The 13,383-nt window shown below is 60.3% G+C and carries 14 protein-coding genes; all 14 read right to left on the bottom strand.

Going from position 1 to position 13,383, the window contains the following annotated elements:
* Positions 1 to 181 precede the first annotated feature (181 nt).
* Positions 182 to 1,468, bottom strand: a complete 1,287-nt coding sequence (gene purD, locus ACHZBF_RS15830) for a phosphoribosylamine--glycine ligase (RefSeq protein WP_321528963.1) — start codon at positions 1,466 to 1,468, stop codon at positions 182 to 184.
* A 54-nt stretch (positions 1,469 to 1,522) separates the two neighbouring features.
* Positions 1,523 to 2,299: an acyl-ACP--UDP-N-acetylglucosamine O-acyltransferase gene (gene lpxA / locus ACHZBF_RS15825; protein ID WP_029134747.1), complete on the bottom strand. Its 777-nt coding sequence runs from the start codon at positions 2,297 to 2,299 to the stop codon at positions 1,523 to 1,525.
* 207 nt (positions 2,300 to 2,506) lie between these two features.
* Complete coding sequence (gene purH, locus ACHZBF_RS15820) at positions 2,507 to 4,066, bottom strand: bifunctional phosphoribosylaminoimidazolecarboxamide formyltransferase/IMP cyclohydrolase (protein ID WP_321528962.1); 1,560 nt, start codon at positions 4,064 to 4,066, stop codon at positions 2,507 to 2,509.
* 91 nt (positions 4,067 to 4,157) lie between these two features.
* Positions 4,158 to 4,454, bottom strand: coding sequence for a DNA-binding transcriptional regulator Fis (gene fis / locus ACHZBF_RS15815; protein WP_029134749.1), 297 nt, complete (start codon positions 4,452 to 4,454; stop codon positions 4,158 to 4,160).
* Positions 4,451 to 5,437, bottom strand: coding sequence for a tRNA dihydrouridine synthase DusB (gene dusB / locus ACHZBF_RS15810; RefSeq protein ID WP_321528961.1), 987 nt, complete (start codon positions 5,435 to 5,437; stop codon positions 4,451 to 4,453). The genes fis and dusB overlap by 4 nt, the downstream gene beginning before the upstream one ends.
* Positions 5,438 to 5,532: 95 nt before the next feature.
* A complete protein-coding gene (locus tag ACHZBF_RS15805) occupies positions 5,533 to 6,663 on the bottom strand; it encodes a DUF3426 domain-containing protein (protein WP_321528960.1) in 1,131 nt (376 codons plus the stop codon).
* Positions 6,664 to 6,679: 16 nt separating this feature from the next.
* Positions 6,680 to 7,558, bottom strand: coding sequence for a 50S ribosomal protein L11 methyltransferase (prmA, locus tag ACHZBF_RS15800; protein WP_321528959.1), 879 nt, complete (start codon positions 7,556 to 7,558; stop codon positions 6,680 to 6,682).
* A 36-nt stretch (positions 7,559 to 7,594) separates the two neighbouring features.
* Positions 7,595 to 8,935, bottom strand: a complete 1,341-nt coding sequence (gene accC / locus ACHZBF_RS15795) for an acetyl-CoA carboxylase biotin carboxylase subunit (RefSeq protein ID WP_029134752.1) — start codon at positions 8,933 to 8,935, stop codon at positions 7,595 to 7,597.
* Between the two features lie 14 nt (positions 8,936 to 8,949).
* The gene (accB, locus tag ACHZBF_RS15790; protein ID WP_029134753.1) at positions 8,950 to 9,399 is read right to left on the bottom strand and encodes an acetyl-CoA carboxylase biotin carboxyl carrier protein; all 450 of its coding nucleotides are present in this window, start codon (positions 9,397 to 9,399) and stop codon (positions 8,950 to 8,952) included.
* Between the two features lie 26 nt (positions 9,400 to 9,425).
* Positions 9,426 to 9,866: a type II 3-dehydroquinate dehydratase gene (gene aroQ / locus ACHZBF_RS15785; protein WP_029134754.1), complete on the bottom strand. Its 441-nt coding sequence runs from the start codon at positions 9,864 to 9,866 to the stop codon at positions 9,426 to 9,428.
* Entirely contained in the window at positions 9,845 to 10,081 is a 237-nt protein-coding gene (locus ACHZBF_RS15780) for a hypothetical protein (RefSeq protein WP_321528958.1), read from the bottom strand. Before ACHZBF_RS15780 ends, aroQ begins: the two co-directional genes overlap by 22 nt.
* 6 nt (positions 10,082 to 10,087) lie before the next feature.
* Positions 10,088 to 10,609, bottom strand: a complete 522-nt coding sequence (locus ACHZBF_RS15775; RefSeq protein ID WP_321528957.1) for a TlpA family protein disulfide reductase — start codon at positions 10,607 to 10,609, stop codon at positions 10,088 to 10,090.
* On the bottom strand, positions 10,606 to 12,927 hold the full coding sequence (locus ACHZBF_RS15770; RefSeq protein WP_321528956.1) for a protein-disulfide reductase DsbD: 2,322 nt from the start codon (positions 12,925 to 12,927) through the stop codon (positions 10,606 to 10,608). The genes ACHZBF_RS15775 and ACHZBF_RS15770 overlap by 4 nt, the downstream gene beginning before the upstream one ends.
* Positions 12,906 to 13,235 (bottom strand): divalent-cation tolerance protein CutA, encoded by a 330-nt coding sequence (cutA, locus tag ACHZBF_RS15765; RefSeq protein WP_321528955.1) that lies wholly within the window; start codon positions 13,233 to 13,235, stop codon positions 12,906 to 12,908. Before cutA ends, ACHZBF_RS15770 begins: the two co-directional genes overlap by 22 nt.
* Positions 13,236 to 13,383 lie beyond the last annotated feature (148 nt).

The following is a 13,383-nucleotide window of genomic DNA, read 5'->3' as shown; positions in this document are numbered from 1 at the left end:
TCACTGGCTAATATCTAGATTCTGCTCCAACAGCATGGTCTGCGGGTATTATCTTGAGTGAGTCAAGTCGGGTATGTGCGCCCCTACGAGAGCTCTATCTCTCATGCAACGGGTAACGGGGACGGAAGAGCCGTTCATTTTTGGGTGTCGGTGCCGGGGGTTGTTGGTCCGGATTGCTTGATCACTCCTGCTCCCGTGCCACCGCCCGGTAACCAATGTCGGTACGGTAGTAGAGGTTATTCCAGTGGATCGCTCCGACCAGGTCGTAGGCGCGTGCCTGCGCCTCGGCGACGCTGTTGCCCAGCGCGGTGGCACAGAGCACCCGCCCACCGGCGGTGATCACCGCGCCGTCCTTTTCGGCGGTACCGGCATGGAATACCTTTTCTCCTTCGACAGGGACGGTTGGCAGACCACTGATGATATCGCCCTTTTGATAGCTGTCCGGATAGCCTCCGGCTGCCAGTACCACGCCGAGGGCGGCACGTTCATCCCACTCGGTCTGTTGCGTGTCCAGCTTGCCATCCAGCGCAGCCAGGCAGTGGGCCACCAGATCGGATTTCATGCGCAACATGATCGGCTGGGTCTCCGGGTCGCCGAAGCGGCAGTTGTACTCCAGTACCTTGGGTACGCCGTCGGCATTGATCATGACGCCGGCATAGAGGAAACCGGTATAGGGGAGTCCTTCAGCAGCCATGCCTTCCACGGTCGGCCGGATCACTTCGTTCATGATGCGGTCGTGCATCTCGGGGGTGACCACCGGGGCCGGAGAGTAGGCGCCCATGCCGCCCGTGTTGGGGCCTTTGTCGCCATTATCCCGCGCCTTGTGGTCCTGGGAACTGGCCATGGGCAGTATGTGCTGGCCATCCACCATGACGATGAAGCTGGCCTCTTCGCCGGTGAGAAACTCCTCAATCACCACCCGGTGACCCGCTTCACCGAAGCTGTTGCCCGAGAGCATGTCGCGCACAGTGGCCTCGGCTTCGGTCATTTCGTGGGCGATGATCACCCCTTTGCCGGCCGCCAGGCCATCGGCCTTGATGACAATGGGCACGCCGACCCGGTGCAGGTATTCCAGTGCCGGCCCTATCTCGGTGAAGTTGCCATAGGCCGCGGTGGGGATCCGGTGGCGTGCCAGGAAATCCTTGGTGAAGGCTTTCGATCCTTCCAGTTGAGCAGCGCCCTGGGTGGGACCGAAGCACTTCAGGCCGGCGGCGGTGAAAGCGTCCACCACGCCCAGTACCAGGGGGGCCTCCGGGCCGACGATGGTCAGACCGATCTGCTTTGACCTGGCAAATTCCAGCAGGGCGTCTATCTCCTCCACGCCGATCGGCACATTCTCCATACCGGGTTCCAGCGCTGTGCCGGCATTGCCTGGCGCCAGGAATATCTTCTCCGCCAGGGGGGACTGGGCGGCCTTCCAGGCCAGTGCATGTTCGCGACCACCGCCGCCGATAATCAGGATGTTCATGTTGGTTTGCCCTGCGTTTTTAATATCTATAGATGATCTTGCACCGGTCTGAGTTTAGCGGTGTGCCGTGACGCCCCGGTCGCTCTGTTCGAAAAAGCGGATGATATTGGCGCTTTCCGGAGTGGAATTTTCCTGCTTCAGCTGTGCCAGTGCCTGGCTGGTATTCAGACCGGAGTGATAGAGAATCTTGTAAGTCTGCTTGATGGCGGCCCGGTTTGCCGACGGCATGCCAGCCCGTCGTAACCCGACGGTATTGAGACCTATCACCCGGGCCGGATTGCCGTCGCAGGTGACATAGGGCGGGATGTCCTTCACCACCTTGGCGCAGCCGGCGATCATGGCGTAGTCGCCGATAAAACAGAATTGATGAATGGCCACGAGGCCGGAGATGAAGATCCGCTCGCCCAGTTCCACATGCCCGGCAATGGCGCTGTTGGGACCAAAAATATTGTGACTGCCGAGACGGCAGTCGTGTCCGGCATGGAAGCCGCACATGAAATAGTTGTGGTCACCGATCTGCGAGCCCCCCTCCGTCTTCACCCCACGGCTGATGTTGACGCCTTCGCGGAAATGATTGTGATCGCCGATCAGCAGGGGGCGACTCTTTTCCGGGGCAAAGCCCAGGTCCTGTGGCTCGCAACCGAGCAGCGCCCCGTGGCACACCCGGTTGTCCCGGCCCAGCCGGGTGTCCTGAAAGATGCGCACGCTACTCTCGATCCGGCAGCCCTCGCCGATCACTACATTTGCGTCGATGATCGAATAGGGGCCTACCTCGACACTCGCATGTAGCCGGGCGCTGTCATGGACGATGGCGGTTGGATGAATGTTCATTCTGAAAGCCCCATTTCAACCGCTAAGGACGCAAAGCACACGAAGAAAGGCACCGAATTTGTACGCTCCCAATTTTTCGCTTGCCGGGATGGCCGACGACGGACCCGAGAAGCGACATCAATATCAGCCAGGGTATCTCTTGGCGCACTTTGCGTCCTTCGCGGTTGAATCGAAGAGTGCAGATTCATAATGGTCGACAGTGTCGGCCTAGTGTCGGAAGTGACGCATGCCGGTGAAGACCATGGCGATGTCGTGCTCATCGGCTGCCGCGATCACCTCGTCATCGCGCATCGAGCCGCCTGGCTGGATGACCGCACGGATACCGGCAGCGGCGGCGTTGTCCAGGCCGTCGCGGAACGGGAAAAAGGCATCGGATGCCATCACCGATCCCGGCACCACCAGTCCCGCATGCTCGGCCTTGATGCCGGCAATGCGGGCCGAGTTGACCCGGCTCATCTGCCCGGCGCCGACGCCGATGGTCATGCCGTCCCGGCAATAGACGATGGCGTTGGACTTGACGAACTTGGCCACCCGCCAGCTGAACAGCAGCGCTTCCATCTCCTGCTCGCTGGGTGCGCGTTTGCTGACCACCTTGAGTTCATTGTAGAGCTGCAGATCGGCATCCTGTACCAGCATGCCGCCGTTGACCCGCTTCATCTCCAGGCGGTGGCTGGACTCCTTGTTCCATTCACCGCAGGCCAGCAGACGCACATTCTTTTTGGCGGCAATAATCTCCACGGCATCGGCGGCGACATCAGGGGCGATAATCACCTCGACAAACTGCTTGTCCACAATCGCCTGTGCGGTTTTGGCATCCAGGGTCTGGTTGACGGCGATGATACCGCCGAAGGCCGATTCCGGATCGGTGCTGAAGGCGCGCTCGTAGGCGTCGGTCAGATCGCTGCCGAAGGCGACGCCGCAAGGGTTGGCATGCTTGACGATGACGCAGGCCGGCGCCTCGTAGAACTGCTTGACGCACTCCAGCGCGGCATCGGTATCGGCGATGTTGTTGTAGGAGAGCTCCTTGCCCTGCAGTTGTCGGGCGGTGGCGATACAGGCTTCCGCATGGTCGCGCTCGACAAAGAAGGCCGCTTTCTGGTGCGGGTTCTCGCCATAGCGCATGGTCTGCACCTGGCGATACTGCAGGTTGATGGTACGTGGGAAGTCGCTGGTCTCGCCCGCCAGTCGGCTGCCCAGATAGTTGGCAATGGCGCCATCATAATTGGAGGTGTGCTCAAAGGTCTTGACCGCCAGGTCGAAACGGGTGGCGTCGGTGACGCTGCCGCTGTTGGCGTCCATCTCCTGCAGCACCCGGCCATAGTCTGCCGCGTCCACGATGACGGTGACATCCTTATGGTTTTTTGCCGCCGCACGCAGCATGGTGGGGCCGCCGATGTCGATATTCTCGATGGCGGTCGGCAGATCGCAGTCCGGATTGGCCACGGTCTGCTCAAACGGGTAGAGATTGACCACGATCATGTCGATCGGGGCGATGTTGTTGTCTGCCATCACCGTATCATCAATACCGCGCCGGCCAAGGATGCCGCCATGGATCTTCGGGTGCAGGGTCTTGACCCGGCCGTCCATCATTTCCGGAAAGCCGGTATGGGCGGAGACCTCGGTGACTGGGATATTCTGTTTGGCCAACAGGCTGGCAGTGCCGCCGGTGGAGAGGATCTCCACACCGCGCTGATGAAGTGCCTGGGCAAACTCCACAATACCGGATTTGTCTGAGACACTGATGAGGGCTCGGCTGATTGCTGTCATTATCCTGATCCTGCTCTGTTGCTGGATGATTAATGGAAACGCGGCCACCGGGCCGCGTTATGGGTTAATTTGCTAAAAACCTCGAACAGGCTCAATCGAGATCGTAAAGAGCCAGTTTCTTCCTGAGCGTGCTGCGACTGATGCCGAGAATTTCTGCGGCCCGGGTCTGGTTGCCCTCGGTGTGACTCATGACTGTATCGAGCAACGGTTGCTCCACCTCTGCCAGTACCATCTGGTAGATGTTGGCCGCGCTGTGGCCATCCAGCTGTTTGAAATAGCTTGCCAGGGCATCCCTGACGCATTCACGCAGTGGTTCAGTCGCCTTGTTCTTGGCCACAGAAAAGTGTGGCTTGTTTGATTCTTGCGCCAGTAAGGCATCCATCGTCATGCTGCCCGCTCCTTATTTATGGCCAGCTGATCGAAAAAATCCACGATCAGGGCTTTTTGTTTTTCCGTTGAGTCGGTTGTGTTAATGCGCTGTCTGAAGAGCGCACCTCCCGGTTGGGTCTTGCTGTACCAGGCGATATGCTTGCGTGCGATACGCACCCCCTGAAGCTCGCCATAAAATGCGTACAGATTCCCCAGATGCTCCAATAGGATATCGCGAATCCACTCCGGATGGGGAGGAGAATGTTTTTCCCCCGTTGCCAGGTAGTGGGCAATCTCGCGAAATATCCAGGGCCGCCCCTGGGCGGCCCTGCCGACCATAATAGCATCGGCGCCGGTCTGTTCCAGCACCTTTTTTGCTTTTTCCGGTGAATCGATATCGCCATTGGCTATCACTGGAATGGCGATGGACTGTTTGATCAGGCGAATGGTGTCGTACTCGGCCTGGCCCGAAAATCCGCAGGCCCGGGTTCTGCCGTGCACAGCCAACGCCTGCACGCCGCTAGCCTCGGCGATACGTGCGATCTCCAGGCCATTTCTGTTCTGTGGGTCCCAGCCGGTGCGGATCTTCAGGGTCACCGGTATCGCCACCGCCTGGACCACGGCCTCCAGGATACGTCCGACCAGGGGAGGGTCCATCAACAACGCTGATCCGGCCGCTACCTTGCACACCTTTTTGGCCGGGCAACCCATGTTGATATCGATAATCTGGGCGCCATGGCCCACATTAATTCGCGCTGCCTCCGCCATGGTCCGGGGATCTGAACCGAGGATTTGCACCGAGACCGGCCCCGGTTCACCCTCGAAATCGAGCCGGCGCACTGTTTTGCGGCTACCCCGCAACGACGAGTCGGATGAGATCATCTCGGAGACCGCCATGCCGGCACCGAGACGGCGACAGAGCTGGCGAAACGGACGGTCCGTGACCCCGGCCATCGGGGCAACCAGCAGATTGTTGTCGAGTTGGTAGGGACCAATGCGCATCGTTACAGGGCCGAATTCTGGAGTGGTCGCGAAGAGAGGCGGCTATGGTACGACGATCCGCCAGGGGGGACAAGCGGTTGGCCCGGCCTAATAGGCTAGTGGAAGTCGAACTGGAAGCCCACCACCCGGTCGCCGGGATCGGCCAATTCCAGGCGCAGGGTCTCGGGGATTCCTGGCTGCAGCAAGCCCCCGGTCGTATTGCGGTACTCCTCCGGACGAAAGCTGCGTCGGGCGACCAGGCCGCCATTGTCGTCCAGTAGGCTCAGCTCAAGTTGCGGCCATGCCTGGGCGAAATCGCTGTCATTGCGCAGAGTGAGCGACACCAATAGGGCGTCCGCCTTATCCGGGTGGCTGGTGATGGCGCGGGAGACTACCTGGAGTTTTTCCGGTTCGTGCCGGGGTGGCAGTTGACAGGGTAGCAGGCTGCAGGCGCTCTCCAATAACTGTCTGCCCGCAGGGTGGCGCAACAGGTGGTCGCGGCCGAACCAGCCCAACTGACCCAGGGCCACCAGGGACAGCAAGAGAATGGCCAGCGACCAGCCGAATGTCCCCCTTCTGCCATTGGCGGTATTTTCCAGGGTCTCCTCCAGGGAGAGGGGAACAGTTTCAGTGGGCTGGATTTCAGGCAGGTTATCCGGGATATCAAAGGGTGCCGGGCCGATCGGGGCGGCCGGCGCCTGCCGGATTGCGGAAAATTGTGGTTCAGTATCGGTATCCGCTAGCTCTGCTTCAATTGGTGCCGGGCTATCCGGGGTTGTCGACTCATGCGCTGGACCGGTGGCTGAGTCGACAGTGTCGTGGAGTTGGGAATCAAGGCCGATCTGAACGCTATCCATTTCCGGGTCGTTGAAGATATAGAGAGGTTCAAACGGGTCACGCTCATCGTCCATCGCCAGTTGGTTGTCCTCCAATCCGTCCGGCTCGGGTACTGCGTTTTCGGGTGTGATCTGCAATGTTTGCAGCAGTTCTGTCAGGCTACTCTGTATCTCCTGCGGGCTGTCATCCTCCGGGTGGGCGTCAAACGGCAGTTCCAGGTTTTGTTGTGCGGAAAAATCATCAATGAAGCGGGAGTCCGGCCACTCCTCGTCCGCTTGCGGTTCACGTAGATTGTCCAGGGCGCTGAATACCTGATCGCAGCGGCAGCAGTGTGCCTTGCCGGCGGCCGCCTTCAGCTGTTCTGCGCTGATGCGGAAAAGGGTCTGGCAGTGGGGGCACTGGGTGTACACGCTCAGCCGGCTCCGCTCATTTTCGCCGTCCCTCCAGCAGTATCCACTCCTCCTGCTGCCGCGGCGGCTGCATGCTGAATGCGTCGGCGTAGGCATCACTGACCATCTGCGCCTGTTCGCTGAGAATGCCGGAGAGAATGATCCGGCCGCCCGGGCGGGTCAGCCGGGTCAGCAGATCTTTCAGTTCGATCAGGGTGCCGGCCAGGATATTGGCCATCACCAGATCCACCGGATGCGTGGGTGGATGTTGGCTGTCGCAGAGTTGCAGTCGCTCAAGTACGCCGTTTTTCTCCGCATTGGCGGTGGTCGCCTGCATCGCTTGCGGGTCGTGATCGGTGGCGTAAACCCGCTTGGCTCCCAGCTTCAGCGCTGCCAATGCGAGGATTCCCGAGCCGCAGCCGAAGTCGATCAGCTCCAGTTGTTCCAGTGGCGTGTGGTCCAGCCATTGCAGACAGAGCGCGGTGGTGGGGTGGGTGCCGGTGCCGAAGGCGAGCCCCGGGTCCAGCTCCACGATGACGGCATCCGGCTGCTCGGGGCGCTTGCCCTGGGGGCAGATCCACAGGCGCTGTCCGAAGGACATGGCGTGGAAGTTGTCCAGCCAGGCGCGCTCCCACTCCTGGTCTTCCAGCCGTTCCAGTTCCAGGGTGCGGGTGACATCGCTGTTGAGAGCCTGATTGATCCGTTGGCGCAGGTGATCGCTGTCGATGTGGTACTCAAACAGACCGGTGACCCGGGTCTGCTGCCAGATTGGCAGTTCCCCGGGCTTGGGTTCCAGTAGCGGTTCGTCCTCGGCGTCCACCAGGGTGGTGGAGAGGGCGCCGAGGTTCTCGAACAGCAGTTCGATCAGTGGTGCCTGGTCTTTGCTGGTAATCAGATGGGCTTGTATCCAGGGCACGATCAACTCCAGTCGACGGGGCCGGTAATCCGGCTCCTAGATACCCAGTTTCTTTTCCAGGTAATGAATGTTGGCGCCACCCTTGGCGAATGCCTCGTCCTGCATAATCCGCTGCTGCAACGGGATGTTGGTCTTGATACCGTCCACCACCATCTCCGAGAGCGCCGTCTTCATGCGGGCGATGGCCGATGCGCGGTTCTCGCCATGGGCGATCAGCTTGCCGATCATGGAGTCGTAGTGGGGCGGTACCCGGTAACCATCGTAGATGTGGGTGTCCACGCGAATACCGGGACCCCCGGGGATATGCAAATGGGTGATGTCACCCGGGCTGGGCATGAAGCTGTCCGGGTCCTCGGCGTTGATGCGGCATTCCACGGCATGGCCACGGATCTGGATATCGGACTGCCGGTAGGCGAGCGCTTCGCCGGCGGCGATGCGCAGCTGCTCCTTGACGATATCGACACCGGTGATCATCTCGGTGACCGGGTGCTCGACCTGAATCCGGGTGTTCATCTCGATGAAATAGAACTCGCCGTTTTCATACAGGAATTCGAACGTGCCGGCGCCGCGGTAGCCGATGCGACGGCACGCCTCGGCACAGCGTTCACCCAGGCGATTGCGCAACTCTTCGGAGATGCCCGGCGCCGGCGCCTCTTCCACTACCTTCTGGTGTCGGCGCTGCATGGAACAGTCGCGCTCACCCAGATGGATGGCGTTGCCGTGGGTGTCCGCCAGCACCTGAAACTCCACATGACGTGGATTCTCCAGATACTTTTCCATGTAGACGGTATCGTTGCCGAAGGCGGCGCCCGCCTCGGCCTTGGTCAGGGAGATGGCGTTGAGCAGGGTTGCCTCGGTATGCACCACGCGCATGCCGCGCCCGCCACCACCACCGGCCGCCTTGATAATGACCGGATAGCCGATGTCGGTGGCCATTTTCAGGGTCTTGCGCTCGTCGTTGTCGAGCGGCCCGTCCGAGCCCGGGACGCAAGGCACACCCGCGGCCTTCATCGCCTCGATGGCGGTAATCTTGTCCCCCATCATGCGGATGGTTTCGGGTTTGGGGCCGATGAAAATGAAGCCGCTCTCTTCCACGCGTTCGGCGAAGTCGGCATTCTCGGAGAGGAAGCCGTAACCGGGGTGGATCGCCACGGCATCGGTTACTTCCGCGGCACTGATGATGGAGTGGACCTGCAGGTAGCTTCCGGCAGAGGGGGCGGGGCCGATGCAGACGGTTTCATCTGCCAGTCGGACATGCTTCAACTCCCGGTCTGCCTCGGAGTGTACCGCCACGGTCTTGATGCCCAGTTCGCGGCAGGCCCGCAGGATACGCAGGGCGATTTCGCCCCGATTGGCGATGACGATTTTTTCGATCATAGCGACAGGGGCCTTTATTCGACAATAAACAGGGGCTCGTTGTATTCCACCGGCTGGCCGTTGTCCACCAGGATCTGGGTGACTACACCGGACTTGTCACACTCGATCTGGTTGAGAATCTTCATCGCTTCGATGATGCAGAGCGTTTCACCCGCGCTGACATGCTGGCCGACCTCGACAAAGGGTTTGGAGGTGGGGGTGGGTGAGCGATAGAAGGTGCCGACCATGGGGGAGCGAATCGCGTGCCCCGTCAGTTCCGGCTTGGTTTCAGCCGTGGTCTCGTGCACCGGGGCAGGGTGCGCCGCCGCAACCACCTGGGGCTGAGGAGCCGCCATGCTCATGACGGGGGCGGTGGAGCTGACGCGGCTGATGCGCACCGACTCTTCCCCTTCGTGTATTTCGATCTCGGCGACATCGGACTCTTCGATGAGCTCGATCAGTTTTTTTACTTTTCGGATATCCATTGTGACTGTAAATCCTGGTTCAGTGGCTAGATGCTGAGACGCTTGAGGGCGGCGGCAAGTGCGAGTTCATAACTCTGCACCCCCAGTCCGCTGATAACGCCTTCAGCGATATCGGAAAAATAGGAGTGCTTGCGAAACGGCTCCCGTGCGTGGACATTGGAGAGATGCACTTCTATAAAGGGTATGCCCACTCCAAGCAGGGCGTCACGAAGCGCCACGCTGGTGTGAGTGAAGGCAGCAGGGTTGAAAATGATGTAGGCAATCTGCTCATCCCGGGCGCGGTGGATGCGCTCGATCAGCTCATGCTCGGCATTGCTCTGGGTAAAGGTGAGGTCATGCCCGGCGCCTTGGGTGAGGTGGATCAGCCGCTCTTCAATATCGGCGAGCGTGTCCCGGCCATACAGCTCCGGTTCCCGGGTCCCTAATAGATTCAGGTTGGGTCCGTTCAGTACCAGAATGGTCGCCATGCTTGTTTACCTGACAGGTGATGCGCGCTGCTGCTGCACATTTGAAGCTGCTGATGAATAAAATCGAACTGAACGCAAATTCTGACCGAGTAGAACCAGTTTGTCCAGATTTTACCGGAGATCACGCCAAGATCGGCGAAAATTAATAGCGAATTAAAAGACTTGCCGGGCTGGGCTGTGATGGAGGCCTCAATCGGCCAGGGCGTGTAGCGCATTTTAGCCTACAGCAGCGGCAGTAACTCTTTCTCCAGTACCTCGCGGTGCACCTCGCCTGCCTGGATAAAGCGGGTCTTGCCCTGGCGGTCGAAGATGGCGGTGAAGGGGAGCGAATCGAAACGGTTGCCCATGCGGTTTGAGAGCTCGACCGCCTTGGTGTTGCCGATCAGGATCGGAAAATTGATGTCATAGACATCGACAAAATCCTGCACCATGTCGGGGTCATCAATGGCGATGCCGACAAACTGCACCCCTTTTTCGGCGTAGTTCTTCTGGGTCTCGATGAACAGCGGCATCTCCTTGCGGCAAGGCGGACACCAGGTAGCCCAGTAGTTCACCACCAGGACCTTGCCATCCCATTGGCCGCTTGCCTGCTGCTTGCCCTCCAGGTTGGGGAAACTGAATGCAGGCATCTGACTCTCGGCCTTACCGGTCAGCGTTGTTTTTGGCGGCTCCTGTTCACAACCGAGCAGCAGGCCGAGACTGAGCAGGAGCAGCGGGAGGGTCAGGATGTAACGGATATTCATTGCAGGGCGTTCCTCACATGGCTGGAAAACTCATCGGGTCCCATAAAGCCGACCACGCGATAGCCTTTCCGTTCTTTCCCGTCCCGGCCATAGAACATGATGCTGGGTGGTCCGGGCAGGCCGAAGTGGCCCTGCAGCAGGGCCACGTCCTGTTCATCGTTGGCGGTCACGTCGGCCTGCAGCAGGACGGCATCGGCCAGTGCGGCGATCACCTTCGGGTTGCTGAAGGTGTAGCGTTCCATCTCTTTGCAGGAGACACACCAGTCGGCATAGAAATCGAGCATCACTGGCTTGCCGGCGGCGCTGGCGGCCCCGACTTCACGTTGCAGGTCGGTTACATTCTTGATGCGCCTGAATTGCAGGTGTGCGGCCTCACTGCTACCGCTGGCCGCGATCAGGCCACGCAGCGGCTGCACGGTATCCTTGCCGCCCGCCGCGGCACCGATCAACATCAGGGTGCCGTAAACCAGTACCACCACGCCGAGGCCTTTCCAGAGCCGGTCCCAGCCTGACGCCTCAACCGCCAGCTCCCGCAGGGCACCCATATAGATGGCGCTCACCACCAGCAGGATGCCCCAGAGCAGCATGGCGATTTCGGCCGGTAGTATCCGTTCCAGCAGGATGATGGCCACCGCCAGCATGCCGACTCCGAAGACCGCCTTGACCCTGTCCATCCAGCTGCCGGCCCGCGGCAGGTACTTGCCGGCTGAGGTGCCGATAATAATCAGCGGTGCCCCCATGCCCATGGCCAGGGCAAACAGGGCCAGGCCGCCGAGCAGGGCGTCACCGGTCTGGCCGATATAGATCAGTGCGCCGGCCAGGGGAGGGGCCACGCAAGGGCCGACGATCAGGGCGGAAAGGAAGCCCATGATCGCCACACCCACCAGGCTGCCGCCGGATTGCCGGTTGCTCCGTTCCGCCAGTTTGCTCTGCCAACGGCTGGGCAGTTGCAGTTCATAGAAGCCGAACATGGAGAGCGCCAGCAGGACGAACACCAGGGCGAAGAAGCTGAGAATCCATGGGTCCTGGAAGGCTGCCTGGAGATTCTGTCCGAACAGGCCCGCCAGCACGCCGGCTGCGGTGTAGGTCAGGGACATGGCCAGCACATAGACCACCGAGAGGACGAACGCCTTGCGCGTGGTGATGCTGCTGCCCTGTCCGGCGATAATGCCGGAGAGGATCGGGATCATCGGGAAGACGCAGGGCGTCAGGGAGAGCGCCAGTCCCAGGCCGAAGAACAGCAGTATCACCAGCCAGGTGCTGCCCCCGGCAAGGGTAGAGGCTATCTCATCCAGTTCGGAAACGGGTTCCGCGGGCGCGTCTGTCGCACCCTCATCCGGTGTCTGGGTGGCGATCAGCGCCTGCTGGGCCTGCTGCAGGGGGGAGGCGGCTACTCCCTCCGGCAGGACCGGCAGGGCCAGGGACAGGGTTTTGCGGATCGGCGGATAGCAGACCCCGGCCTCGGCGCAGCCCTGATAACCCACCTGGAGTTCGACGTCCGTGGCGGCGGGGTTGCTGCGGATGAGTGAAACCGGCAGATTGATCTCGTTGTGGTAGACCGGCAGATCGCCGAATGTCCCGTCGGGTCGTAATGCGTCCTGCTTGATCTCGGCGGGTGGGAGTTGGATCTGGCCGAGCTGCACGCCGTCGGCGGATTTCAGCTCTACGCTGATTTTGTCCTGATAGAGATAAGTGCCCGGGGCGATCTGCCAGATCAGGCGGATTCGATCTGCTTGCTCGACCGTTGCCGAGAGCTGGTAGGCCTGCTCCGGAGTGAGTATCTCGTCCTCCTCCTGCAGTCCCAGTGCCTGACCCAGGTTGCCCAGGGAAGAGAGCGCGGGAGCGGCCGGCGCTTCCTGGACAGCAGCGGCCGGGGGCAGGGTAATGGAGACGTTCTCCTTCTGCGGCGGGTAACAGAGGCCGGCATCGGCACAGCCCTGGGAGACCGTGGCCAGGACCAGCGAACTGCCCGCATCTGCGGCCCTCTGAATGGGAATCAGGACGGATACCGAGTTGCGGTACACCTCCATGTCACCGAAAAATTGGTCCTGCTTGATCTTTCCCGCCGGGAATTCGGCGTCGCCCAGGGTGATGCCAGGAGTCTGGCTGGTGATTTTGATCTTGCTGCGATAGAGATAGTAGCCGTCGACAATCTGCCAGGTTACCCGGATATTGTCAGCGTCTTCGGCCTGGGCGGTGAGTTTGAATGCCTGCTGTGGCAGCAGGTAGTCCGGTTCCGCCTGGGCCCCGGCAAATACCGGGAACAGCAGCAGGATCAGTAGCAGGAGCAGTGGGTTCAATCTTGTTGTTGTGTACATTCATCAATCCAGTGGAGATAAGCTGGCAGGCCCTGCTGTACAGGGACCGCGATGATCTCCGGAAGTTCATAGGGATGGAGGGAGAGAATGGCCTGTTGCAGATCCGGATAACGCGCTTGCGTTGTCTTGATTATCAACAGCCACTCCTCCGACGTCTCAAGCTTATCCTGCCAGACATAGACCGATTTTATCGGTGCCGTCATGCTGACGCAGGCGGCAAGTCGTTGTTCAACCAGATGGCCGGCAATCCGGGCGGCGCTAGTCTGGTCGGGACAGGTACAGTAGATCAAAAGCTTGTCCACGGGCATCTGCCGGAAGATACAGGATTGCCCGGTTGTGCGCAAAATGAAAAGTGGTTGCAGGGCGAGACTTCTTCAGTGAATTGAACTTTGCGTCAACCTCTGGCAAAGACGCCAAGAGCGCCACGATAACCTGGAGAAACTGCCCTGATATCAC

It is taken from the genome of Sedimenticola selenatireducens (assembly GCF_963675335.2).
Lineage (GTDB): Bacteria > Pseudomonadota > Gammaproteobacteria > Chromatiales > Chromatiaceae > Sedimenticola > Sedimenticola selenatireducens.
Note: the sequence above shows the minus strand (reverse complement) of the source record. Positions and strands in the feature narration are given on the sequence as shown.